Here is a 23,724-nt window from a genome sequence, read left to right as displayed (position 1 = left end):
CACACACAAAAAAACGCCAACACCGCGCCGCGTTAGCCGCAACAAAACCACGCCCAATACAATTCGGTCGCGCGGGGCGCGGCCGGGCCGCCGCGCGAAGCGCGGCACAAGCATCCGAATTCGCAAGACAAACGGCCGCCCTGGTCCGACCGACGTTCAGACCTGCCGAAGCCGTCCTTCAGGCGTCATGACCCCGGAACGAAGAGCAGCCACGCAGGGCGTGGCTCTACGGGCCAAACGGCAACCGCGCGGCAGTTGCGCGATGCCCGCCCCCCTCACGAATTTCTGCCCGACCGCCAGATCGACACCAATATCCACACCCCACAGAATCCTGCCCCCACAAACCCGGCCACGCCCAACGCCAGCAACCAGCGGCTCGACAGCCCGCCCACGCTGTGCATCACGATCGACGAACCGATGATCAGCGCGGCAGTGACAATACCCACCACCAGCCGGTTCGCCGCCCGGTTGACCTGCTCGCCGAAGCCCTGCAGCGCGGTGGTCTCCACCTTCAGCTGGAGCCGGCCGCGGCGCGCCATCTGCAGCAACTGGCGCACGTCGCGCGGCAGGTCGCCGACCAGGTCCATCACGCCGACCAGGCTGCGCTTGCCACGCTTGAGCAGGGCGCCGGGCGAATAGCGCTGCCACATCACCCGCTCCAGGAACGGGCGCGCCGCGGTGGCCATGTCGAACTGCGGATCGAGCTGGCGCCCCATGCCTTCCAGGGTAAGGAAGGTCTTGATCATCAGTGCGAGGTCGGCCGGCAGCGTCAGCGCGTGCTGGCGCAGCAACTGGGTGATGTTGCCCAGCATCAGGCCCATGTGCAGGTCCTTCAGCGGCACGCCACGGTACTGGTCCACGAAGGCGCTGATGTCCTGCTGCAGCCGAGACTCGTCCACGTCGATGCCGCCGGACCAGTCCAGCAGCACATCGGTCACCGATTCGGGTTCCTGGCTGACCAGGCCGTGCAGCAGCTGCGCGACCTGGAAGCGGCGCTGCTCGGAGATGGCGCCGACCATGCCGAAATCGATCACGCCGATCCGGCCGTCGCGCAGGTAGATGATGTTGCCCGGGTGTGGGTCGGCGTGGAAACAGCCATCCTCCAGCACCATCTTCAGCACGATGCGCCCGCCGGTGCGCGCCAGCTTGACCCGGTCCAGCCCGGCCGCATCCACCCCGGCCAGGTCGCGGCCGGGGATGCCGTCGACGAAGTCCTGCACGTTCAGGCTTTCGCAGGTCCACTGCCAGTGCACCCGCGGAATAAGGATGTCGGTGCGTCCGGCGAAGTTGCGCGCGATGCGCTCGGCATTGCGACATTCGGCGGCGAAATCGAGTTCACGGCGCAGCGATACCTGGAACTGCTGCACGACCTCGGCCGGGCGATAGCGGCGCATGTCCGGCAGGCGCGCCTCGACGATCTCGGCCAGCCGCGCGAGCAGCCGCAGGTCGGCCTCGATGACCTCGCGGATGCCGGGGCGGCGGATCTTCAACACCACCTCGCTGCCGTCGTGCAGGGTGGCGCGGTGCGCCTGGGCCAGCGAGGCGGCGGCCATCGGGGTTTCGTCCAGCCAGGCGAAGACCTCGGTGGCGGGCGCCTCCAGGTCGGCCTCGAGCTGGTCGCGGATCTGCGCGTAAGGCAGCGCGGGCACCGCGTTCTGCAGTTCGGAGAATTCGGCGATCCAGTCCGGCGGGAACAGGTCCACGCGGGTGGCCAGCACCTGCCCCAGCTTGACGAAGGTGGGGCCGAGGTCCTCCATCGCGCGCCGCACCCGCACCGGGGCGGTCATGCGCAGGATCTGCTGGGTGTCGTTCCAGTGCAGCAGCCGGCCGGCGCGTTCCAGCACGTCGGCCAGCCCGATGCGGCGCACCAGGTCGCCGAAGCCATAGCGGATCAGGACCGAGGCGATTTCCTGCAGGCGTCCCAGGTCACGGACGGTTCCCAGCGTTTCCCACATCGGCACACCCTCGCATCAACACTCGGCGCAGGATGTCACACCGGTGCGAAAATTCCCGTCAGTGCCTGCTGCACGGTCTGGCGCCGGATGGCATCGCGGTCGCCATCGAACTGGAACAGCTGCGCGCGGGCATAGCCGCCGCGATGCTTCCAGCCGATCCAGACGCTGCCCACCGGCTTGTCCGGGCTGCCGCCACCGGGGCCGGCGATGCCGGTCACCGCCACGGCGATGCCGGCGCCGGAACTGACCAGCGCGCCGGACACCATTTCCAGCACGGTTTCGCGGCTGACCGCACCGAACTGCTCCAGTGTCTGCGCGCGTACACCGAGCAGCCGCTGCTTGGCCTCATAGCTGTAGACGACCATGCCGCAGTCGAAGAAGGCCGAGGAGCCGGCAATGTCGGTCATCGCCTTGGCGATCCAGCCGCCACTGCAGCTCTCGGCAGTGACCAGCTGCAACCCCGCCTGCTGCAGGCGCTGGCCGACGTCGCGGGCAAGGACGCCGAGCTCGGCATCGGTGGGAACGGTCATGGGAATCCTGGAACGGGGGGCATCAGCCCCCGTTGTAGCCGAAATGCCACGCGATGTCGTGCCCAGCGGGTGCGACAGTGCGTCGCGCGATCACCATTCCGGAACCTTCTCCGGCAGCATCGCGCGGATCGGGGCGCCATCGTCGGCGGCGGCCAGCTTCTCGGCCTCGGCGATCGGAATCTCGACCTGCAGCAGCCAGCCGTCCTCGTCGCTCTGCTCGCCGCGCACCACTTCCAGCTGGTGCAGGCGCGAGCGCAGGCGACCGGCCGACGGTGGCAGGCGCAGGTCGCCGCTGATGTGCTGCAGGCCCAGCCGCTTGCCCAGCACCGACTGCAACAGATCCAGCCCCAGCCCATCACGGGCGGAGATCCAGACCCGTTCGCGGCGCGCGGTGTCCGGGATGCCGTCCTGCGCGTCGTGACGGACCTCGCTGCCCTCGATGCGGTCGATCTTGTTGAAGATCAGTAGCTGCGGCAACTCGCCCGCGCCCACCTCGTTCAACACCTCATCCACCTGGGCGATGCGCTCTTCGCGATGCGGATCGGCCGCGTCCACCACGTGCAGCAGGAAGTCGGCCTCGCGCGCCTCGCTCAGGGTCGCGCGGAACGCGGCCACCAGCTCGTGCGGCAGGTCGCGCACGAACCCCACGGTATCGGCGAGCACCACATTGCCGCCCGGCACCGCGATGCGGCGCACGGTCGGGTCCAGGGTGGCGAACAGCTTGTCGGCGGCATAGGCCTCCGCGCCGGTCAGCGCGTTGAACAGCGTCGACTTGCCGGCGTTGGTGTAGCCCACCAGGGCCACGCGCGGCAGTTCGCTGCGCACGCGGGCGCGGCGCATCTGGGTGCGCTGCACTTCGACTTTCTCAAGCCGCTTCTGCAGCTGCTCCACCCGCTTCTGCAGCAGGCGGCGGTCGGTTTCCAGCTGGGTTTCACCCGGGCCGCGCAGGCCGATGGCACCACCGCGCTGACGCTCCAGGTGGGTCCAGCCGCGAACCAGCCGCGTGGCCATGTGGCGCAGCTGCGCCAGTTCGACCTGCAGCTTGCCTTCGTGGCTGTGCGCACGCTGGGCGAAGATGTCCAGGATCAACCCGGTACGGTCGATCACCCGGCGCTCCAGGAACCGCTCCAGGTTGCGCTCCTGCGATGGCGACAGCGCATGGTTGACCAACACCAGGTCCGCGCCGGTGGCGTCGGCCGCCGCCTTGATCTCGTCGAGTTTGCCGGAGCCGATCAGGATCGACGGATTGGGGCGGTCGATGCGCGCGGTCAGCGTCGCCGCGATGCTGGCCCCGGCCGAGCGGGCCAGATCGGTGAACTCTTCGAGCACATCTTCTTCCAGCCGGCCGAAGTGCGGCTGGATCAGGATCGCGTGTTCGCCTCGCTTGGAACGGTCAAACACGCGCTTCTCCGCAAAGGTTTACTTCATTCAACGTCGTCTTCTTCCTGGACGCCATCGGCGCCACCTTCATTGGACTGCACATAGCCACCGCCGGGCCCGACCCGGACGTTGCGCGCCGGCACCACGGTCGAAATGGCGTGCTTGTACACCATCTGGCTGACCGTATTGCGCAGCAGGACAACGAACTGATCGAACGATTCAATCGTTCCCTGCAACTTGATGCCATTCACCAGATACACCGACACCGGCACGCGTTCGCGCCGAAGTGCATTCAGAAACGGATCCTGCAGCGATTGCCCCTTGGACATTGCACACTCCTGTTTAATTATTGTTTTTATGGTCGTCCGGCAGCTGCCACGGCCCCCGCCGCCGGACCCCCGATGGTACACGGGCCGGGGGGAAGGCGCTGTGGCTCAACGGGCCACAAAGGCCGCCACGGCATCCGCCATGGACGTCCGGTCTAGATGGGGGTCGAACCAGCGTGCATCAAGCTCGCCGCGCAGCCAGGTCAGCTGGCGCTTGGCCAGCTGCCGGGTGGCGTAAATGGCGTGGTCACGGAAGGTTGCGGCGCTGCCCTGCCCGTCCAGGAATTCCCATGCCTGGCGATACCCCACCGCCCGGACCGCGGGAAGGTCCAGCGGCGCGACCACCTCGGCCATGGCCGGCAGCGCGCGCAGGGCCCGCACCTCGTCCAGGAAACCCAGACCGAGCATGGCGTCGAACCGGGCCTCGATGCGCTGGTGCAGCACCGCGCGTTCGCGCGGCGCCAGGATCAGCTTCAGGCAGCGCACCGGCAGGCGGTCCACGCCCGGCAGTTTCTGCCAGTCGCTGATCGGGGTGCCGGTGAGGCGGTACACCTCCAGCGCCCGCTGGATGCGTTGCGGGTCGGTGGCGTGGATGCGCGCCGCCGCAGCCGGGTCGACCTGGGCCAGCTGCGCATGCAGCGCCGGCCAGCCCACGGAGGCCGCTTCGGCGCCGATCGCTGCGCGGGTGGCAGGATCGGCCGGCGGCATCGGCGACAGCCCCTGCAGCAGCGCGCGGAAGTACAGCCCGGTGCCGCCGGCCAAAATAGGCATGCGGCCGCGCGCGACGATGTCGGCCACCACGCGCGCGGCATCGGCGGCGAACTCGGCCGCTGAATAGGTCTGCCACGGGTCGCGCAGGTCCAGCAGGTGATGCGGCGCCTGCGCGCGCTCGGCGGCATCGGGCTTGGCCGAACCGATATCCAGGCCGCGATAGACCAGCGCCGAGTCGACGCTGACGATCTCCCCGCCCAACTGCTGGGCCAGGGCGATGGCGGCCGCGGTCTTGCCCGACGCGGTCGGGCCCATCACGGCAATCGCCAGCGGTCGCTGATCTGCGCCCATCAGCCCTCGTCCGGCCAGCGCGGCATGACCGGAGCCGCATCCGCGCGCGGCATCGGCACTGCATCCACGGCGGCCCACACCTTCAACGCATCGACCGTGGCGGCGACGTCATGCACGCGCAGAATCATCGCGCCGCGCTGGGCGGCAATCAGATGCGCGGCGACCGAACCGGCAACGCGCTCGCGCGGCTGCTCGCGGCCGGTCAGCTCGCCGATGCTGCGCTTGCGCGACAGCCCGGCCAACATCGGCACGCCCAGCTCCAGGAAGCGCGCCGAGCGCGCCAGCAGGATCATGTTGTGTTCGGTGGTCTTGCCGAAGCCGAAGCCCAGGTCGATGACCAGGTTCTTCTTGGCGATACCGGCCATTTCGGCGGAAAACATGCGATCGGCCAGGAACCGATGCACCTCGGCCACGACGTCGTCGTACTGCGGGGTGTCCTGCATGCTGCCGGGTTCGCCCTGCATGTGCATCAGCACCACCGGCACGCCCAGCTCGGCGGCGGCGGCAAGCGCGCCCTCCTGCCGCAGCGCGTGGATGTCATTGATCATGCCCGCGCCGGCGGCCACGGCCGCACGCATCACCTCGGGCTTGAACGTGTCGATGCTGATCGGCACGGCGGTCTGGCGCGCCAGCTGTTCGATCACCGGGATCACCCGGCGCAGCTCTTCCTCCAGCGACACCGGCGCGCTGCCGGGACGGGTCGATTCGCCGCCGATGTCGAGCAGGTCGGCGCCGTCGGCCACCAGTTGCAGTCCATGGGCCACGGCGGCATCGGTGGTGTCATGCGCGCCACCGTCCGAAAACGAATCCGGGGTGACGTTGACGATGCCCATCACGCGCGGGCGGTCCAGCCGCAGCACGCGGCCAGCGCAGTCAAGCTGGGGAGAAGTGTCGAACATGGACCATCCACGAGGTACGCCAGCGCGTAGTTTACGCGGGCATGTGGCAGCCGCAGTCAGCGGGTGTCGCCCAGGCGCACATTGTCGACCGGGTCGGCCAGCCACTGCGCCAGGTCACCGCCGATAGCGGTCACGATCCGCTCCAGCGCGTCGCAGGAACCCTTGCTGCCGCCGGAGGACACCAGCCCGGACGTGCGCCGCGCGGTGACGCTGGCCAGTCGCTGGCCATCCTCGTACAGCTCACCGCGTACGGTCGCCGACTTTCCAAACCCCAGGAACACGTTGCCTTTGCCATTTGCCTCGATGAACTCGAGCTTCAGCACGCGCCCCTGCGCCCCCAGCGCCGGCTGCAGCGCCACGGCGTTGCCGAACTCACCGGCACGGTCGGCCAACGCCCGGGCCAGCTGCTGGCCCATCTGGCATTCGGCCATGATGTAGCGGGGAATGTAGGCCTGTTCAGAGAACGGCACCGGGTCCTGCACCTGGACGGTGGCCGCGAACGCGGGCGAGGCACAGCACAGCAGCACGGCAGCGGCCGCGCGCATCGGATGACGCATGGTATTCCCCCTGGAATGATGTGGACGGTCGCCTCATGCGACCGTGCCCGCGCATCGTGCCCAACCCCGGGCACGCCCGCAAGCACTCAGCGCTTGCGGCGCCGGTAATCCACGTACAGGGTCTTGGCGATGCTCAGGCCGACGCCGAGCACGATGCCCACGATGGCGCCCATCAGGAAGTTGTCGCTGGCCAGACCAATTGCCACACCCACCACCGTGGCGATCACCATTTCGAGGGTGTGCGAAATCGGGGGCGGCGGCGTGGACATGGCAACTCCGGAACGGCAGGCAGGCGGGGGGCGACATTGTCGCCCAGAACGCGCCGCCGGAACGACGAAGGCCGGGTTGCCCCGGCCTTCGTGTTCTACCCGTTCACCGTCAGACCTGCTCGGCAGGCCCGGCGATGGGCGGCAACGGACGGGCGTCGCCGCCCTTGTCGTTGTTGCCACCGTCCTTGTTGGACTTGCCCCAGCCCATCGGCGGCGGCGGATCGCGGCCTTCCATGATGGCGTCGATCTGCGGCGCATCGATGGTCTCGTACTGCAGCAGCAGCTGGGACATCGTGTGCAGCTTGTCGAGGTTGGCGGTGACCAGCTCGGTGGTGCGGGCGTAGGCCTTGTCCAGGATGCTGCGCACCACTTCGTCGATGCGGCGGGCGGTATCGTCGGAGACGCTCTTGTGCTGGGTCACCGAACGACCCAGGAACACTTCGTCGTCCTCTTCGCCGTAGGCGATCGGACCCAGTTCGTCGGACAGGCCCCACTTGGTGACCATGTTGCGCGCCATCTTGGTGGCACGCTCGATGTCGTTGGAGGCACCGGTGGTGACCTTGTCGGCGCCGAAGATCAGCTCCTCGGCAACGCGGCCGCCATACAGCGAGCACAGCTGCGATTCGATCGCCACGCGGTTCATCGAGTACTTGTCGCCTTCCGGCAGGTACATGGTCACACCCAGCGCGCGACCGCGCGGGATGATGGTGACCTTGTAGACCGGGTCATGCTCGGGCACCAGGCGGCCGACGATGGCATGGCCGGCTTCGTGGTAGGCGGTGAGGGTCTTCTCCTCCTCGCTCATGGCCATCGAACGGCGCTCGGCACCCATCAGGATCTTGTCGCGGGCGCGGTCGAAGTGCTCCATGCGCACTTCCTTCTCGCTGTTGCGCGCGGCAAACAGCGCCGCCTCGTTGCAGAGGTTGGCCAGGTCGGCACCAGAGAAGCCCGGGGTACCACGCGCGATCACCATCGGCTCGACGTCGTCGGCCAGCGGCAGCTTGCGCATGTGCACCTTGAGGATCTGCTCGCGGCCGCGGACGTCGGCCAGGCCCACCACGACCTGGCGGTCGAAGCGGCCCGGACGCAGCAGCGCCGGGTCCAGCACGTCGGGACGGTTGGTGGCGGCGATGACGATGACGCCCTCGCCTCCTTCGAAGCCGTCCATTTCGACCAGCAACTGGTTCAGGGTCTGCTCGCGCTCGTCATGACCGCCGCCCAGGCCGGCACCGCGGTGGCGACCGACGGCGTCGATTTCGTCGATGAAGATGATGCACGGGGCCTGCTTCTTGGCCTGTTCGAACATGTCGCGCACGCGGCTGGCGCCGACGCCGACGAACATTTCCACGAAGTCCGAACCGGAGATTGAGAAGAACGGCACCTTGGCCTCGCCGGCAATGGCGCGGGCCAGCAGGGTCTTGCCGGTACCGGGCGGGCCGACCATCAGCACGCCGCGCGGAATCTTGCCGCCCAGCTTGGTGAACTTGGTGGGATCGCGCAGGAAGTCGACCAGCTCGCCGACTTCTTCCTTGGCCTCGTCGCAACCGGCCACGTCGGCGAAGGTGACCTTGATCTGGTCTTCGCCCTGCAGCTTGGCCCGCGACTTGCCGAAGGACATCGCGCCCTTGGCCCCGCCGCCACCGCCCTGCATCTGGCGCATGATGAACAGCCAGAAGCCGATGATCAGGATCACCGGGAGGAAGTTCATCAGGATCGCGCCCAGCGAGATGCCGCTGGACGGCTCTTCCTGGACGATTTCCACGTTCTTGCCGCGCAGCACGTTGATCAAGTCACGATCGAGCGGCGCGGTGATGGTGGCCGACTGGCCGCCCCGGGTGGTGTAGCTGATCTGGTTGGTGCCGCCGCGCAGGTCGCCGCTGAAGGTCACCTTCTGGACGTTGCCGCTGTCCACCTGGTCCAGGAACTGGGAATAGGTTGCGCCCTGTGCGTTCGCGCCACTGCTCTTGGGCGAGAAGCTCTGGAACACCACCATCAGCACCACGGCGACGACCACCCATAGCAGGAGGTTCTTGGTCAAGTCGTTCATCCTCATTGGCTCCGGTGTTCCTCTAATGCCTGACGCAATTGGTATGGTTGAGCTTACTTGATCTCGGTACGTTTGCCCCGCCCCAAGGCATACACCTCGGGCGAGCGCTTCCGGGACGCTTCAGGCTTGCGGATGACAACCTTGTCGTACCGGCGGCGCATCTCGCGCAGGTAGTCGTCAAAGCCCACGCCCTGGAACAGCTTGATCAGGAACGCGCCACCCGGCTTGAGATGGTTGTCGGCGAAATCCAACGCCAACTCTGCCAGGTGCATCATCCGCGGCTGGTCGACCGCGTCCATGCCACTTTTATTGGGGGCCATATCCGATAGCACAAGGTCTACGGCCTGATCCCCCAACATGGCCTCGAACTGCGATAGGACGGCTTGCTCCCTGAAGTCACCGTGAAGGAACTCCACACCGGCCAGCGGCGGCATCTCCAGGATGTCCAGGGCCAGGATCCGGCCGGTGTCGCCGATCTGCCGGCGGATCTGCTGCGACCAGCCCCCGGGGGCGGCGCCGAGGTCGACCACGACCATGTGCGGCTTCAGCAGCCGGTCACGCTCGAGCAGCTCCTCCAGCTTGTAGGCCGCGCGCGAGCGCATGCCCTCGGCCTGGGCCTTCTTCACGAAGGGGTCGGCAAAGTGTTCTTTCAACCAGCGTTGACTGCTCTTGCTGCGGGAAACCATTGGAGATAGGGCCGGACGGGGTGGCCATGATACCCTGATCGCCCCAGTTAACCGCTTGTTCCTGAATGTCTATCGTGCTGACCTCCTCCCAGACCCGCTTCCTCCGCGGCCACGCCCATGATCTGAAAGCCCTGCTGCAGATCGGCGGCAAGGGGGTCACGCCGGCCTTCCTGACCGAGCTGAACGAGGTGCTGGAGCGCCACGAGCTGATCAAGGTGAAGGTGGGCGCGGAAGACCGCGAGGCCCGCGACGCCATGATCGCCGAACTGGTCCAGGCCACCGAAAGTGCGCTGGTGCAGCGCATCGGCCACGTGGCCGTGCTGTACCGCCCGAGCAAGGAACAGCGCCAGATCGTGCTCCCGCGCGGCTGACCGCCCATGCAGCTGAACCACGAAATCCCCGATTTCGCCTATGCGTTCCGCTCCGCCGGCGGCAGTTCGGTGGTGATCGAGGACCGTGAGCAGGTCCGCATGCGTGAACTGGGCCAGAGCTTCATCGTGACCCCGCGGTCGCTGGTGGAGGCCTGGCCAACGCCCGCCGACGCCAAGTCGCTGACCCCGGACGACCTGGCCGCGGTGCTCGCGCTGGAGCCGGAGCTGGTGATCCTGGGCACCGGAGCGACCCAGCAATTCCCGTCAGCGGCCGTCATGGGCGCCTGCCTGACCCGCGGCATCGGCCTGGAAGTAATGACCAACGCGGCGGCGGCACGGACGTTCAACCTGCTGGCCAGCGAGGGCCGGAATGTGGCCGCGGCGATCCTGCTGGTCGGTTGAAATGCGTTGATTTTGTTCAGGAAAGGCCGCCGTTGGCGGCCTTTTTTGTGTGCGGCTTCGTCCGGATCTGCGTGGCAGCCACCCATGGGGTGGCTCTACCTCGTACGCGCACGGCCATTACGGCAGCCACCCATGGGGTGGCTCTACCTCGTACGCGCACGGCCATTACGGCAGCCACGCAGGGCGTGGCTCTACGCCGTCGGGATGCGGTAGAGCCACCCCATGGGTGGCTGAACGGTTATTTCGGCGGCAGATACAGCAGCGGGTCGACCGGCTTGCCGTTGTAACGGATCTCGAAGTGCAGCATGTCGCGGGTGGTGCCGGTGCGGCCCATTTCGGCGATCTGCTCGCCCGCCTTGACGCTCTGGCCTTCATTGACCAGCCGCTTGCGGTTGTGGCCGTAGGCCGACAGCCACTGGTCGCTGTGCTTGACGATGATCAGCTCGCCGAAGCCCACCAGGCCGGCACCCGAATACACCACCACGCCCGGCGCGGTGGCGCGCACCGGCTGGCCGCTGCTGCCGGCGATGTCCACGCCCTGCTTGGTGACGTCGGCACCGACGAAGCGGCCGACGATGGCGCCATCGGCCGGCCAGCGCCAGTCGATGTTGCTCTTGATCGCGGTGGTCGGCGACGGGGTCGGCGCCGGCGTAGGCGTGGCGGTACCCGGACGCGGAGCGGTCACCACCGTGGTTGGTGCCCGGCCCGATCCGTTGCCGGGGTACAGACGCAGGGTCTGGCCCGGATAGATCGTGTACGGCTCGGACAACCCATTCCACGCCGCCAGGTCGCGCGGGGTGATGTTGTGGATGCGTGCCAGCGCGTACAGCGTGTCGCCACGGCGTACCACGGCGGTCTGGCCCGGCTTGGCCACCGAACTCTGGGGGGTGCTGTGCGCCGTCGGACGGCCACCGGAACCGGACGGCTTGACCACCGTGGCGGTGCCGCAGGCACTCAACGTGGCCACCACCAGCAGCAGTGCGGCCAGCCGCGCTCCCCCGTTCAAACGATCAGCACTCATGCGAACTTCGACCTCCAGACGAGCCAGGCCACCAGGCCGACCACAAGCACGGTCGCGACCCAGCCCAGCGGTTCAATCCAACGCCGCAGCGCCGCTTCCGCGCGCGCGCCGCCAATACGGATGACCGCCGCCAGCACGAACACGCGCTTGCCACGGCCGATCAACATGCTCAGGAAATACTGCGGCAGCGGCACGCCGACGATACCCGAGGCCCAGGTAAATACCTTCATCGGGATCGGCATGAAGCCGCCCAGCACTAGGAAGGTGAACACGGCCCAGGGCGACTCGGCCATCTTGGCCTGCACCACCGCGATACCGCTTTCAATGCTGCCCAGCATGCCCAGCGCCGCGAACAGCGGCTTGAGCGCCTCGAAGGCATAGTGCCCCAACGCGTAGCCGACGAGTGCGCCGACCATGGAACCGGACAGGCTCAGGGTGGCGAACCACCAGCCACGCTTGGGCTGGGCCACGCACATCGGCGCGAGCATCACCTCGGGCATCACCGGGAAGATGATCGCCTCGATGAAACTCAGCACCGTCAGATAGGTCGGCGCGCGCTCATGCGCGGCCCACTTCATTGCCCGCTCGTACAGCGGACCAAAAATCTTCATGACGCAACGCTCCTTGGAATCAGTCCAGCATGCCAGACAGCAGCGGTACGAACGTGACCGGCGCCAGTACCTGCTGTTCGACGCTGCCGTCTTCGCGACGGGTCAGCTGGATCAACGACTGCGCCCCTGCCCCGCCGACCGGCGCGACCAGGCGCCCACCCACGGCCAGCTGCTCGACCAGCGCATCGACCAGCGCCGGTGCGGCAGCGGTCACCACGATGGCGTCGAACGGGCCGTGTTCGGCCCAGCCGATGCGGCCGTCGTCATGCTTGCTGCGGATGTTCATGCCCAGCGCGCGGAAGCGCTTGCGCGCCTGCCGCAGCAGGTCGCCGATGCGCTCGACGGTGTAGACCTCCAGCCCCAACGCGCCGAGGACGGCGGCCTGGTAGCCGGAGCCGGTGCCCACTTCCAGCACCTTCTTCGGGGCCGACTGCAGCACCGCTTCGGTCATGCGCGCCACCACCCACGGCTGGGAGATGGTCTGGCCATGCCCGATCGGCAGCGCGGTGTCTTCATAGGCACGCGAGGCCAGGGCCTCGTCGATGAACAGGTGGCGCGGGACCACGCGGATGGCATTGAGCGTGGCTTCGTCGGCGATGCCGCTCTCGCGCAGGCGCTCGACCAGGCGGTCGCGCACGCGCTGGGAAGTCATGCCGATCCCCACCGCTTCGGGCTGCAGGCGCAGGCGCTGGCTCATGCCGGCCGGTCCAGCGCGGCGGTCAGCCCGCCTACCCAGCTGGCCACCTTCTCCAATGCCTGGTAACGGGTCAGGTCGACCTGGATCGGGGTGATCGAGATGAAGCCGTTGCGCACCGCGTGGAAGTCCGTGCCCGGGCCGGAGTCCTGCTCGCGCCCGGCCGGGCCGATCCAGAACACCTCGTTGCCGCGCGGGTCGCGCTGGGCGATGCAGCCTTCGGCGCGGTGGCGGTTGCCGAGCCGGGTCACCTCAAAGCCGCGCACCTCCAACCAGGGCAGGTCGGGCACGTTGACGTTGAGGATGGTGTCGGCCGGCAGCGGGTCGGCCTTGAGCCGGGTCACGATCTCCACGGCGGCGCGCGCCGCAGTCTCGAAATGCTTCGGCTCGTGGTTGTGGGTCACCAGCGACATCGCCACGGCGGGCAGGCCGAGGAAACGCCCTTCCATCGCCGCCGAGACGGTGCCGGAATAAATCACGTCATCGCCGAGGTTGGCGGCGTTGTTGATGCCCGAGACCACGATGTCCGGGTCGTATTCGAGCATGCCGGTCAGCGCCAGGTGCACGCAGTCGGTCGGCGTGCCAGCCACGGAACAGGTGTAGTGGTCGATCCGCTTGACCCGGACCGGCAGGTCCAGAGTCAGCGAGTTGCTGGCACCGGAACGGTCGCGATCGGGCGCGACGACCATCACTTCGTGACCGGCGTCGCGCAACACTGCCGCGAGCATCTTGATGCCGGGGGCATCGACACCATCGTCGTTGCTGACCAGGATCCGCATGGGCTGTTTAACCGCTTGATTATTCAAGACTTCATTTCCATCACTTTCCAGCGTTGGCGGGGCCGGCCTTCACCCGTTACGGGATCACCGACCGCGCAAGTGCGTCAGCTATTGTGCCGCAAGCGGGCAGATCGGCCTACCCCGCGCGGAGTAGGCACGACCGATCCAGCGCATTAGGCTGTACGCATGTCACATCCTGAAGACGAAGATCCCGCGGCGTTGTTCCGGGCCGCCATCGGCGAGGTGCAGCCGCTGCGCAAGCCGGCGGCCGCGCCACCCGCCACGCCCCGGCCGAAGCCGCGCGCGCGCATGGCCGAGCTGGACGAGGATGCCGCGCGCGGCGAGTTTGCCCGGCTGCTGCGCGACAGCAGTCCGCTGGAGGCCGGCGACACCGCCAGCTACCGCAAGGAGAACCTGCCTGCCCGGATGTTCCAGCGGCTCAAACGCGGCCAGTATTCGGTGCAGGACGAGCTGGACCTGCACGGGGCGACGATGGCCCAGGCCGAAGCGCTGCTGCGCCAGTTCCTGCTGGAGGCGCACGCGCATGAGCACGGCTGCGTGCGCATCATCCACGGCAAGGGGCTGCAGTCCGATGGTGGCGCGCCGATCCTGAAGAACCTGGTGGACCGGCTGCTGCGCCAGCGCAATGACGTGCTGGCATTCCATTCCGCACCGGCCGGGCAAGGGGGGACCGGCGCGGTGCTGGTGTTGTTGGCGAACCGGTAGGGACCCGCCATGCGTGTCTGCGCGGTGCTCAATCGTTCGACACGGCCCCGCCCACATCCTGCACCGGGCCCAGCTCGTGCACCACGGCGGTGGCGTAACAGCCCGGCGGCAGCGCGAAGGTCAGCTCGAGGACGCCTGCTTCCAGCCAGCGATGCTGCAGGTTGGCCGGCCGCAGGCGCAGCGCGCGGCGCTCCTGCTTCAGGCGCGCGCCTTCCAGCCCGGTGCGCAGCTGCAGGGACTGCTCGTCGCTGATGGCGCCCAGCTCCAGCTCGGCGGCCGCACCGGTGCTGCGCAGCTCGCCCTCGCCCCACAACGGGCCGCTGGGATGGATGTCGAACCGGCCGAGACGATCGGCCAACAGGTCGGTCCACGGCTCGGGGCCGAACACGCTGCGGCTGCCATCCAGCATCCACACCTCGCCTTCCAGCGGGCTGTCCCAGCTGCCCTGGGCGACGCGCTCGGCCAGCACCTGGTTGAACAGCGCCGAACGCGCGGCCGACAACAGCAGTGAACGCTGGTCCGGGCGCACCCGGCGCCCGCCGAACATCGCCAGCGCCGACGGCACGTTGCCGCCGTCACGGCCAAAACGCTGCTCGCCGAACCAGTTCGGCAGGCCGCGCGCGGCGATCAGCGACAGGCGCTCATCGATCGCCTTCGCATCGCCCTGCACCTCGCGCAGCACCAGCTTGAAGCGATTGCCAGCCAGTGCGCCCCGCTGCAGCTTGCGGTTGTGCCAGGTCGACTCGACCACTTCGACCTCGTCGGAGGCCAGCAGCGCGATGTCCGGCGCGATCCGCTTGGGCAGGTGCACGCTGAAGCGCTGGGTGGTGACCGCATGGCGGTCCTTCATGCCGGCGAAGCTGACCCCCATCTCCGGCAGGCCCGCCCACTTGGCCAGCAGCTTGGCCACATGCACGGTGTTGGCGCCGCGCTTGCGGATCGTCAGCAGCAGGTGCTCGCCCTCCCCGCTCGGCTCGAACGCCGGCAGCTCGTCGACCTGGAAATCCTCGGGCGTGGTGCGGATGTTCGCCGTGAGCAGCGGCGCACCGAACGCCAGCGGCAGCGGGATCACAGCGCCACCAACAGCACGACGGCCTGGGCGGCGATGCCTTCGCCACGCCCGGTGAAGCCCAGCTTCTCCGACGTGGTGGCCTTGACGCTGACCGCATCCAGCGCGACGCCGAGCAGCCTGGCGATGCGCTCGCGCATGGCCAGCGCATGCGGGCCCACCTTGGGCCGCTCGCAGATCACGGTGATGTCGGTATTGCCCACCTGCCAGCCGCGTTCGCGCAGCAGGTCGTTGCAGTGCGCCAGAAAGCGGCTGCTGTCGGCGTCCTTCCAGCGCATGTCCGAGGGCGGGAAGTGCTGGCCGATGTCGCCCAGTGACAGGGCACCGAGCATGGCGTCGCACAGCGCGTGCAGGATCACGTCGCCGTCGCTGTGCGCGAGCACGCCACAGCTGTGTGCGACGCGGATGCCGCCCAGCATGATGTGGTCGCCGTCGCCGAAGGCGTGGACGTCATAACCCTGCCCGATGCGGACCGGAGGAAACGGGGTGTTCATGATTGGACCTGGTGTAGCGCCGGGATCTGCCCGGCTGGGTAGCGCCGGGCTCTGCCCGGCTGGACGGATCACGCCCCGCGGCGCGACAGCTCGAATTCGAAACGGGACAGGTCGGCCGGAGTGGTGACCTTGAAGTTGTCTTCGTTGCCTTCCACCAGCAACGGACGCAGTCCCTGCCGCTCCATCGCCATGGCCTCGTCGGTGACCTCGACGCCGGCCGACGCGGCGTCCTGCAGGGCGCGGGCGAGCTGGTGGCGGCGGAACAGCTGCGGGGTGAGCGCCCGCCACAACCGCGCACGCGGTTCGGTGGCATCGATGCCGCCGTCGTCGCCGGCCCGCTTGAGGGTGTCGCGCACCGGCGCGGCCAGGATCGCCCCGACCGGGTCGGCACGTCCCACTTCCAGCAGCCGGCCGAGGTCGGCGGCGGCCAGGTTCGGGCGCGCGGCATCGTGCACCAGCACGAAGTCATCGGCACGCACGCTGTCCGGCAATGCCTGCAGGCCGGCCAGCACCGAATCGGCACGGGTCGCCCCGCCAATGCAGGTCAGGATCGGCTTGTCGGCGAGCGACTGCCAGCCCGGCCAGTCGGCATCGTGCTCGGCAATCACCACCATCACCCCGGCCACGACCGGGTGCGAGAGCAGCGCTTCGAGGGTATGCGCCAGCAGCACCCGGTCGCCCGCGACCAGGTACTGCTTGGGCGTCTCGCCACCGAAACGGGTGCCACGGCCGGCAGCGGGGACGACGGCCCAGACGCTGCCCATCAGGGCACTTCCGGGTGCGGTGCGTCGGGGTCGCCGACCTGGGCCGGCGCACGCGGCGGTGCCACCGGCGCGTTTTCGACCACGCGGTAGAACTTCTCACCGGGCTTGATCATGCCCAGTTCGCTGCGCGCGCGCTCTTCGATCGCGGCCTCGCCTTCCTTGAGGTCCTTGACCTCGGCAGCGAGCGCGTCGTTGCGCTGCTGCAGGCCGGCGTTGTCGCGCCGCTGCGCCTCGACCTGGGCTTCGAGCATCATGACCTCGCCCGAATTGCCAGGACCGAACCAGAAGCGGTACTGCAGCCATGCCAGCAGTACCGCGAGCACCAGCAGCAGCCAGCGCCAGTTGCGCATGCGGATCAGCGCTTCAGCGACACGAACGCGTCACGCCCGGCGTAACGCGCGCCGGCACCGAGGGCTTCCTCGATGCGCAGCAGCTGGTTGTACTTGGCCACGCGATCGCTGCGGCACAGCGAACCGGTCTTGATCTGGGTGGCGGTGGTGGCCACGGCGATGTCGGCGATGGTGGTGTCTTCGGTTTCGCCCGAACGGTGCGAGACCACGGCCGCGTAGTTGGCGTTGTGCGCCATGGCGATCGCTTCCAGGGTCTCGGTCAGGGTGCCGATCTGGTTGACCTTGATCAGGATGGCGTTGGCGGTGCCCGACTCGATGCCTTCCTTGAAGATCTTCGGGTTGGTCACGAACAGGTCGTCGCCGACCAGCTGCACCTTCTTGCCGATGCGCTCGGTGAGCAGCTTCCAGCCCGCCCAGTCGTTCTCGGCCAGGCCGTCTTCGATGCTGATGATCGGGTACTGGGCGGCCCAGTCGGACAGGAAGTCGACGAACTGTTCGGAGGGCAGGCGCTTGTTCTCGCCGACCAGGTTGTACTTGCCGTTCTCGTAGAACTCGCTGGAGGCCACGTCCAGGCCCAGCAGCACGTCTTCGCCGGCGGTGTAGCCGGCCTTGCCGATCGCTTCCAGGATGGTGTCCAGCGCCTCGACGTTGCTGCGGAAGTCCGGCGCGAAGCCGCCTTCGTCGCCCACGGCGGTGCTCAGGCCGTGGCCCTTGAGCACCGACTTGAGCGAATGGAAGATTTCGGTGCCGGCGCGCAGCGCTTCGGAGAACGAGGTGAAGCCGACCGGCAGCACCATGAATTCCTGGAAGTCGACGTTGTTGTCGGCATGCGCGCCGCCGTTGATGATGTTCATCATCGGCACCGGCAGCGACGGCGCCACACCGGTCTTGCCGGCCAGGTACTGCCACAGCGCCTGCTTGTTCGCGGCGGCGGCGGCATGGGCGGCGGCCATGGACACGGCCAGCAGCGCGTTGGCGCCCAGGCGGCCCTTGTTCTCGGTACCGTCGAGGTCGATCAGGCGGCGGTCGAGCGCCTCCTGGTCGGCCGCGTCATAGCCCTTCAGCGCGGTGGCAATGGTGGTGTTGACGTTGTTGACGGCGTTGCGCACGCCCTTGCCCAGGTAACGGGTCTTGTCCCCGTCACGCAGCTCCACCGCTTCCTTGGAGCCCGTCGAGGCACCCGAGGGAACCGCGGCGCGGCCGAACGAACCGTCCTCGAGGATGACATCGGCTTCCAGCGTGGGGTTGCCACGGCTGTCGAGGATTTCACGGGCGTGGATGCTGCGGATCGTGGTCATAGCGGGCCGGTTACCAGTCAGAAAGGGGGAACGCCAAAAAATGAACGTGTACAACGTGCCGCGTGATTATCCCCACCTGCCCCCCGCTTGCCAAATCGGCGTGCGGGCGCGGCGCGGGACTACAGCAGCGCGGGCAGCAGCAGCACCAGCAACAGCAGGCCCAGCAGGCCCAACGCGGCGCCGCCGCCCGCCGGCTGGCGGCGCAAGCGCAGCGCCAGCACGCTGGCGCCTACGGTGGCGAGCGCGCAGGTAATGCCAGCAGCCAATGCGAGGTTGATCGGGGTCGCCACGGCCTGGATGGCATGGCTGCCATCACCGGGCGCGCCCACCGCCGACAGCACCAGCACGGTGAGCACGAACGCGCAGCCCCAGCTGGCGATGGACAGCAGCAATGCTGCCCATCCCCATGGCCACGCCCGCCAGTGCCGACGCTGGCGGCGCACCTGCAGCGCCGCCCACGGGTCCTGGCTCATGCGTGCCGCCGCGGCGGACAGCCGGCAGGCAGCGCGATCAGGCCAGCGCTTCCTGCAGCGGGGCACCACCGGCCTTGCGCTCGCGCGCGGCACGGATGAAGCCGATGAACAGCGGGTGGCCTTCGCGCGGGGTGGACAGGAATTCCGGGTGCGCCTGGCAGGCCAGGAACCACGGGTGCTGGTCGCGCGGCAGTTCGATCACTTCCACCAGGGTGTCGTCCATCGACTTGCCGGCGATGACCAGGCCGGCGTCTTCCAGCTGGGTGCGGTAGCGGTTGTTGAACTCATAGCGGTGGCGGTGACGCTCGGACACCACGTCCTTGCCGTACAGCTCGCGGGCCAGCGTGCCCGGCTTCAGGCGCTGCTCCTGCAGGCCCAGGCGCATGGTGCCGCCCAGGTCGCTCTTGTCGTCGCGCTTCTCCAGATCGCCGGTGGCGGTGCGCCATTCGGTGATCAGACCGATCACCGGGTTCGGCGACTGGCGGTCGTTCTCGGTGCTGTTGGCACCGTCCAGGCCCACCACGTTGCGGGCGAAGTCGACCACGGCGGCCTGCATGCCGTAGCAGATGCCGAAGTACGGCAGCTGCTGCTCACGGGCGAACTGCGAGGTCAGCACCTTGCCTTCGAAGCCGCGGTCGCCGAAGCCGCCCGGTACCAGGATGCCGTCGACGTCCTTCAGCGCGGCCATGTCGGTGCCCTCCAGGTCCTGCGCCTCGAGCCACTTCAGGTTGACCTTGGTGCGCTGGCGCAGGCCGCCGTGCTTGAGCGCCTCGCCCACGGACTTGTAGGCGTCCTGGTGGTCGACGTACTTGCCGACCACGGCGATGGTGACCTCGTCCAACGGGTGCAGGGTGGCATCCACCGCCGCTTCCCACTCGTGCAGGTCGGCCGGACCGGCCTTGTCGCCCAGCTTGAGCTGGTTGATGACGATCTCGTCCAGGCCCTGCTCATGCAGGCCCATCGGGATGCGGTACAGCACGTCGACGTCGGGCACGCTGATGACCGCGCGCTCGGAGACGTTGGTGAACTGGGCGATCTTGCGGCGCTCGGATTCCGGCACCGGCTGTTCGGAGCGGCACAGCAGCACGTCCGGCTGGATGCCGATCGAGCGCAGCTCCTTCACCGAGTGCTGGGTGGGCTTGGTCTTGAGCTCACCGGCGGCGGCGATGTACGGCACCAGGGTGAGGTGCATGAACAGCGCCTTTTCCGGGCCACGCTCGGTGCGCACCTGGCGGATGGCCTCCAGGAACGGCAGCGATTCGATGTCGCCCACGGTGCCGCCGATTTCCACCAGCGCCACGTCGAAGCCTTCGGTGGCTTCATCCATGCAGCGGCGGATCTCGTCGGTGATGTGCGGAATGACCTGCACGGTGGCGCCTAGGTAGTCGCCGCGGCGCTCCTTGCGGATGACGTTCTCGTAGATGCGGCCGGTGGTGACCGAATTCTTGCGGCTCAGGCGGGTGCGCACGAAGCGCTCGTAATGGCCCAGGTCGAGGTCGGTCTCGGCGCCGTCGTCGGTGACATACACCTCGCCGTGCTGGAACGGGCTCATGGTGCCCGGGTCGACGTTGATGTACGGGTCGAGCTTCATCATCGTGACGGTCAGGCCACGGGCTTCGAGAATGGACGCAAGTGACGCGGCGGCAATGCCTTTGCCGAGCGAGGAAACCACGCCGCCGGTTACGAAGATCAAGGGAGTCATGGCTGGAGGTGTCCTGTCAGGAAGGGGGAAACGGCGCCGGCGCGGGGGGCGACGGACGACGTGAAGGGGAAATCGGGGACGATCCGGGCGGCGGCAGCGGGACGTTCACGCGCCGGGGCAAGGATCAGGGAGGGGGCGCAGGTCGGACCGGTCTGCGAGGTCGGGGTGGCCGCGCCGGTCGCCGATGGGACCGTCACCTCCTGCCTACCCTGCTGGCGGTCGCGCACGACCAGACCAGTCCATTCGCTGATGGATGACACGCACTGCTCCCGGAAAGCCATAGTTTACAGATTGAGCGGCCCAAGCCCAAGGGGCACGAACGAAGACGCCCCGGACATGCCGGGGCGTCGAAGGGGCTGCGAAGCAGACTCAGCGCTTCTTTTTCGCCTCTTCTTCCTCTTCCTGCTGCGGCGTCTGCTGGCCCTTGGCCTTCATTTCGGCGTTGGCAGCCGCGCGGCGCTTGGCCTTGGCGTCGGCCTCGGACTGGGCCTTGGCCTCGGCCTGGTCGCCCTGCTGCGCGGTGGACTGGCCCTGTCCGGCGTTCTGGGCCATAGCCAGCGGCACGGCCACGACGGCGGCGGCAATGGCAATGATGGTCAGCAACTTCTTCATGGGGTCTCCTCGCGTTGGCTGGTGATGAGGTTCCGGGGTCCGGTTTTCCCATCACGCCTAGTCTATCGCGGGCTGGTCGGCCGGCCCCTGAACGTGTGGCGTGCAAAAAAACCGGCCAGACCGCAAACTTCGCCGTCGCTTTGCGCTTCTTGAAGACCGATGAACACCCGCTATAACGCCGCCGATATTGAAGTCCTGTCCGGCCTTGACCCGGTCAAGCGCCGCCCGGGCATGTATACCGACACCGCGCGCCCGAACCACCTGGCGCAGGAAGTGATCGACAACGCCGTGGACGAGGCCCTCGCCGGCCACGCCCGGACGGTCGAGGTCACGCTGTACAAGGACGGCAGCTGCGAGGTCAGCGATGACGGCCGCGGCATGCCGGTGGACATCCACCCCGAGGAAAAGATCCCGGGCGTGGAGCTGATCCTGACCCGCCTGCATGCCGGCGGCAAATTCAACAACAAGAACTACACGTTCTCCGGCGGCCTGCACGGCGTGGGCGTCAGTGTGGTCAATGCGCTGTCCACGCTGGTGGAGGTGCACATCAAGCGCGACGGCAGCGAACACCGCATCACGTTCCGCAACGGCGACCGCGCGACGCCGCTGGAAGTGGTTGGCAGCGTCGGCAAGAAGAACACCGGTACGCGGGTGCGCTTCTGGGCGGACCCGAAGTACTTCGACACGCCCAAGTACAACCTGCGGGCGCTGCGCCACCTGCTGCGCGCGAAGGCGGTGCTGTGCCCCGGCCTGACGGTGAAGCTGCGCGACGAGGCCACCGACGAGCAGGACACCTGGTACTTCGAGGACGGGCTGAGCGACTACCTGAAGGCCGAGCTGGGCGAACGCGAGATGCTGCCGGCCGAGCTGTTCGTGGGCCAGCTGAAGAAGGACACGGAGGTGGTGGACTGGGCGGTGGCCTGGCTGCCGGAAGGCGAACTGGTCCAGGAAAGCTACGTCAACCTGATTCCCACGGCCCAGCACGGCACGCACGCCAACGGGCTGCGCACGGGTCTGACGGAGGCGCTGCGCGAGTTCTGCGATTTCCGCAATCTGCTGCCGCGCGGGGTGAAGCTGGCGCCGGAAGACGTGTGGGACCGGGTCTCGTTCGTGTTGTCGCTGAAGATGACCGACCCGCAGTTCAGTGGCCAGACCAAGGAGCGGCTGTCGTCGCGCCAGGCCGCGGGCTTCGTGGAGGGCGCCGCGCATGACGCATTCAGCCTGCTTCTGAACCAGAACGTGGCGTTGGGCGAGCAGATCGCGCAGTTGGCGATCGAGCGCGCCAGTGCCCGCCTGAAGACGGAAAAGCTGGTGGTGCGCAAGAAGGTGACGCAGGGCCCTGCGCTACCCGGCAAGCTGGCCGACTGCATCAGCCAGGATCTGTCGCGCACGGAGCTGTTCCTGGTGGAAGGCGACTCGGCCGGCGGCAGTGCGAAGCAGGCGCGCGACAAGGACTTCCAGGCGATCATGCCGCTGCGCGGCAAGATCCTGAACACGTGGGAAGTGTCGTCGGGCAGCGTGCTGGCGTCGGAGGAAGTCCACAATCTGGCGATCGCGATCGGCTGCGACCCCGGCAAGGAAGACATCAGCGGGCTGCGCTACGGCAAGGTGGTGATCCTGGCCGACGCGGACTCGGACGGGCTGCACATCGCAACGCTGCTGACGGCGCTGTTCCTGAAGCATTTCCCGTCGCTGGTGGATGCCGGCCACGTGTTCGTGGCGATGCCGCCGCTGTTCCGCGTGGACGTGGGCAAGCAGGTGTTCTACGCGCTGGACGAGGAAGAGAAGCGCTCGCTGCTGGACAAGATCGAGCGCGAGAAGATCAAGGGCCAGGTCAATGTGACCCGCTTCAAGGGTCTGGGTGAGATGAACCCGAACCAGCTGCGCGAGTCGACGATCCACCCGGACACGCGCCGCCTGGTGCAGTTGACGGTGGACGACGGCGAGCAGACCAGCGCGCTGATGGACATGCTGCTGGCCAAGAAGCGCGCGGGCGACCGCAAGCAATGGCTGGAGAAGAAGGGCGATCTGGCTTCGCTGGAAGTTTGATTGCTGCTGAAAAATCCCGCTTCGGCGGGATTTTTTTTGCCTGCCGCTCTCGCCTGCGGGCACCTGGATTGCACGCGTTGCGGTGGCGCCGGGCTCTGCCCGGCCGCTTCACGCATTTGGGCGAACAGCCGGTGACCTGCGCATGGCCTGAGCTGGGCTGGCGGGGGCGGGGGTACGGGGGACGCCGTAAATACCTCCCTGTAGGCTCAGTCGCCGCATCCATGCGGCTCATGCCCCCGTACCCCCGCCCCCGCCAACCCTTCGACAATGTGCTGGTGGCCACGGAAGATCAAAAGCCGGCGCGGCTGCCGCGTAGGGACACGCCATGCGTGTCTGCTTTTTGCATCCTCCCCTGACCCTCTATCGGGGCGGCCTGCGGCCGCCATGACCGCCTTTTCCGTGGCCACCGACCTTCCGTCGAGGGGGCGGCGGGGGTGGGTTTGAGGGGGCATGAGCCGCATGGGTCGGGCGCATGCGCCCGACGGGTTGGGCAGGAGCCCAACCCCGGTCTTGCCGTGTGGGCCGGGCAGCGCCCCCGGGGCAGCGGGGGCGGAGCGTTCATGGGGGTAGGCGCCCTGCTTTCGAGGCACAGGCACGC

General features: G+C 68.0%; 26 protein-coding genes. 4 read left to right on the top strand and 22 right to left on the bottom strand.

Annotation, left to right across the window (positions count from 1 at the left end):
• Positions 1-275: 275 nt before the first annotated feature.
• The 10 genes from ubiB to rlmE all read right to left on the bottom strand — a co-directional run bounded on the left by ubiB (position 276) and on the right by rlmE (position 9,711).
• Positions 276-1,955, bottom strand: a complete 1,680-nt coding sequence (gene ubiB, locus ACOZHM_RS18470) for a 2-polyprenylphenol 6-hydroxylase (RefSeq protein WP_421570760.1) — start codon at positions 1,953-1,955, stop codon at positions 276-278.
• Between the two features lie 35 nt (positions 1,956-1,990).
• Positions 1,991-2,485, bottom strand: a complete 495-nt coding sequence (locus ACOZHM_RS18465) for a CinA family protein (RefSeq protein WP_421570758.1) — start codon at positions 2,483-2,485, stop codon at positions 1,991-1,993.
• Between the two features lie 90 nt (positions 2,486-2,575).
• The gene (gene hflX, locus ACOZHM_RS18460) at positions 2,576-3,886 is read right to left on the bottom strand and encodes a ribosome rescue GTPase HflX (RefSeq protein ID WP_421570756.1); all 1,311 of its coding nucleotides are present in this window, start codon (positions 3,884-3,886) and stop codon (positions 2,576-2,578) included.
• A 23-nt stretch (positions 3,887-3,909) separates the two neighbouring features.
• Positions 3,910-4,194: an RNA chaperone Hfq gene (gene hfq, locus ACOZHM_RS18455; RefSeq protein WP_313343887.1), complete on the bottom strand. Its 285-nt coding sequence runs from the start codon at positions 4,192-4,194 to the stop codon at positions 3,910-3,912.
• A gap of 105 nt (positions 4,195-4,299) precedes the next feature.
• Positions 4,300-5,253 (bottom strand): tRNA (adenosine(37)-N6)-dimethylallyltransferase MiaA, encoded by a 954-nt coding sequence (gene miaA, locus ACOZHM_RS18450; RefSeq protein ID WP_421570755.1) that lies wholly within the window; start codon positions 5,251-5,253, stop codon positions 4,300-4,302.
• Complete coding sequence (folP, locus tag ACOZHM_RS18445) at positions 5,253-6,152, bottom strand: dihydropteroate synthase (protein ID WP_421570754.1); 900 nt, start codon at positions 6,150-6,152, stop codon at positions 5,253-5,255. The genes miaA and folP overlap by 1 nt, the downstream gene beginning before the upstream one ends.
• Before the next feature lie 56 nt (positions 6,153-6,208).
• Complete coding sequence (locus tag ACOZHM_RS18440; RefSeq protein ID WP_421570753.1) at positions 6,209-6,709, bottom strand: hypothetical protein; 501 nt, start codon at positions 6,707-6,709, stop codon at positions 6,209-6,211.
• Positions 6,710-6,795: 86 nt separating this feature from the next.
• A complete protein-coding gene (locus tag ACOZHM_RS18435; protein ID WP_421570751.1) occupies positions 6,796-6,978 on the bottom strand; it encodes a hypothetical protein in 183 nt (60 codons plus the stop codon).
• A gap of 109 nt (positions 6,979-7,087) precedes the next feature.
• Positions 7,088-9,025 carry an ATP-dependent zinc metalloprotease FtsH gene (ftsH, locus tag ACOZHM_RS18430; RefSeq protein ID WP_421570750.1) on the bottom strand — a complete coding sequence of 646 codons (1,938 nt, stop codon included), beginning with the start codon at positions 9,023-9,025 and terminating at the stop codon, positions 7,088-7,090.
• A gap of 53 nt (positions 9,026-9,078) precedes the next feature.
• Positions 9,079-9,711 (bottom strand): 23S rRNA (uridine(2552)-2'-O)-methyltransferase RlmE, encoded by a 633-nt coding sequence (gene rlmE / locus ACOZHM_RS18425; RefSeq protein ID WP_421570749.1) that lies wholly within the window; start codon positions 9,709-9,711, stop codon positions 9,079-9,081.
• Positions 9,712-9,776: 65 nt separating this feature from the next.
• Between rlmE and yhbY the strand changes: the two genes are divergently transcribed.
• Together yhbY and ACOZHM_RS18415 are read left to right on the top strand one after the other, a co-directional pair.
• Positions 9,777-10,082 carry a ribosome assembly RNA-binding protein YhbY gene (yhbY, locus tag ACOZHM_RS18420; protein WP_421570748.1) on the top strand — a complete coding sequence of 102 codons (306 nt, stop codon included), beginning with the start codon at positions 9,777-9,779 and terminating at the stop codon, positions 10,080-10,082.
• A gap of 6 nt (positions 10,083-10,088) precedes the next feature.
• Positions 10,089-10,484 (top strand): Mth938-like domain-containing protein, encoded by a 396-nt coding sequence (locus tag ACOZHM_RS18415; RefSeq protein WP_421570747.1) that lies wholly within the window; start codon positions 10,089-10,091, stop codon positions 10,482-10,484.
• 238 nt (positions 10,485-10,722) lie between these two features.
• On the opposite strand, the gene ACOZHM_RS18410 is transcribed toward ACOZHM_RS18415, so the two are convergent.
• From ACOZHM_RS18410 to surE, 4 genes are read right to left on the bottom strand one after another with little or no spacing between them, the layout of a single operon-like run.
• Positions 10,723-11,505 (bottom strand): peptidoglycan DD-metalloendopeptidase family protein, encoded by a 783-nt coding sequence (locus ACOZHM_RS18410; RefSeq protein ID WP_421570746.1) that lies wholly within the window; start codon positions 11,503-11,505, stop codon positions 10,723-10,725.
• Positions 11,502-12,116: a YqaA family protein gene (locus tag ACOZHM_RS18405; RefSeq protein WP_421570745.1), complete on the bottom strand. Its 615-nt coding sequence runs from the start codon at positions 12,114-12,116 to the stop codon at positions 11,502-11,504. Before ACOZHM_RS18405 ends, ACOZHM_RS18410 begins: the two co-directional genes overlap by 4 nt.
• A gap of 19 nt (positions 12,117-12,135) precedes the next feature.
• Positions 12,136-12,813, bottom strand: coding sequence for a protein-L-isoaspartate(D-aspartate) O-methyltransferase (locus ACOZHM_RS18400; RefSeq protein ID WP_421570744.1), 678 nt, complete (start codon positions 12,811-12,813; stop codon positions 12,136-12,138).
• Positions 12,810-13,589 (bottom strand): 5'/3'-nucleotidase SurE, encoded by a 780-nt coding sequence (gene surE / locus ACOZHM_RS18395; RefSeq protein ID WP_421570743.1) that lies wholly within the window; start codon positions 13,587-13,589, stop codon positions 12,810-12,812. Before surE ends, ACOZHM_RS18400 begins: the two co-directional genes overlap by 4 nt.
• 186 nt (positions 13,590-13,775) lie before the next feature.
• Between surE and ACOZHM_RS18390 the strand changes: the two genes are divergently transcribed.
• The gene (locus tag ACOZHM_RS18390; RefSeq protein WP_421570742.1) at positions 13,776-14,315 is read left to right on the top strand and encodes a Smr/MutS family protein; all 540 of its coding nucleotides are present in this window, start codon (positions 13,776-13,778) and stop codon (positions 14,313-14,315) included.
• Between the two features lie 28 nt (positions 14,316-14,343).
• Here ACOZHM_RS18390 and truD read toward each other — a convergent pair whose 3' ends face one another.
• The 8 genes from truD to ACOZHM_RS18350 form a co-directional block, all read right to left on the bottom strand.
• Complete coding sequence (gene truD / locus ACOZHM_RS18385) at positions 14,344-15,387, bottom strand: tRNA pseudouridine(13) synthase TruD (RefSeq protein WP_421570741.1); 1,044 nt, start codon at positions 15,385-15,387, stop codon at positions 14,344-14,346.
• A complete protein-coding gene (gene ispF, locus ACOZHM_RS18380) occupies positions 15,384-15,878 on the bottom strand; it encodes a 2-C-methyl-D-erythritol 2,4-cyclodiphosphate synthase (RefSeq protein WP_421570740.1) in 495 nt (164 codons plus the stop codon). Before ispF ends, truD begins: the two co-directional genes overlap by 4 nt.
• A 68-nt stretch (positions 15,879-15,946) precedes the next feature.
• Complete coding sequence (gene ispD, locus ACOZHM_RS18375; RefSeq protein WP_421570822.1) at positions 15,947-16,645, bottom strand: 2-C-methyl-D-erythritol 4-phosphate cytidylyltransferase; 699 nt, start codon at positions 16,643-16,645, stop codon at positions 15,947-15,949.
• The gene (ftsB, locus tag ACOZHM_RS18370; protein WP_421570739.1) at positions 16,642-16,992 is read right to left on the bottom strand and encodes a cell division protein FtsB; all 351 of its coding nucleotides are present in this window, start codon (positions 16,990-16,992) and stop codon (positions 16,642-16,644) included. Before ftsB ends, ispD begins: the two co-directional genes overlap by 4 nt.
• 5 nt (positions 16,993-16,997) lie before the next feature.
• Positions 16,998-18,290: a phosphopyruvate hydratase gene (eno, locus tag ACOZHM_RS18365; RefSeq protein ID WP_421570738.1), complete on the bottom strand. Its 1,293-nt coding sequence runs from the start codon at positions 18,288-18,290 to the stop codon at positions 16,998-17,000.
• Positions 18,291-18,409: 119 nt separating this feature from the next.
• Positions 18,410-18,763: a hypothetical protein gene (locus ACOZHM_RS18360; protein WP_421570737.1), complete on the bottom strand. Its 354-nt coding sequence runs from the start codon at positions 18,761-18,763 to the stop codon at positions 18,410-18,412.
• Positions 18,764-18,800: 37 nt separating this feature from the next.
• Positions 18,801-20,465, bottom strand: a complete 1,665-nt coding sequence (locus ACOZHM_RS18355) for a CTP synthase (RefSeq protein WP_421570736.1) — start codon at positions 20,463-20,465, stop codon at positions 18,801-18,803.
• Between the two features lie 369 nt (positions 20,466-20,834).
• Positions 20,835-21,077 carry a hypothetical protein gene (locus ACOZHM_RS18350; protein ID WP_421570735.1) on the bottom strand — a complete coding sequence of 81 codons (243 nt, stop codon included), beginning with the start codon at positions 21,075-21,077 and terminating at the stop codon, positions 20,835-20,837.
• A gap of 159 nt (positions 21,078-21,236) precedes the next feature.
• Between ACOZHM_RS18350 and parE the strand changes: the two genes are divergently transcribed.
• On the top strand, positions 21,237-23,126 hold the full coding sequence (gene parE, locus ACOZHM_RS18345) for a DNA topoisomerase IV subunit B (RefSeq protein ID WP_421570734.1): 1,890 nt from the start codon (positions 21,237-21,239) through the stop codon (positions 23,124-23,126).
• The last annotated feature ends 598 nt before the right edge of the window (positions 23,127-23,724 follow it).

Origin of the sequence: Stenotrophomonas sp. PD6, from assembly GCF_049199305.1 — a bacterium.
GTDB lineage: Bacteria > Pseudomonadota > Gammaproteobacteria > Xanthomonadales > Xanthomonadaceae > Stenotrophomonas.
The sequence above is the reverse complement of the archived record's forward strand: the minus strand, read 5'-3'. Positions and strand labels throughout refer to the sequence as shown.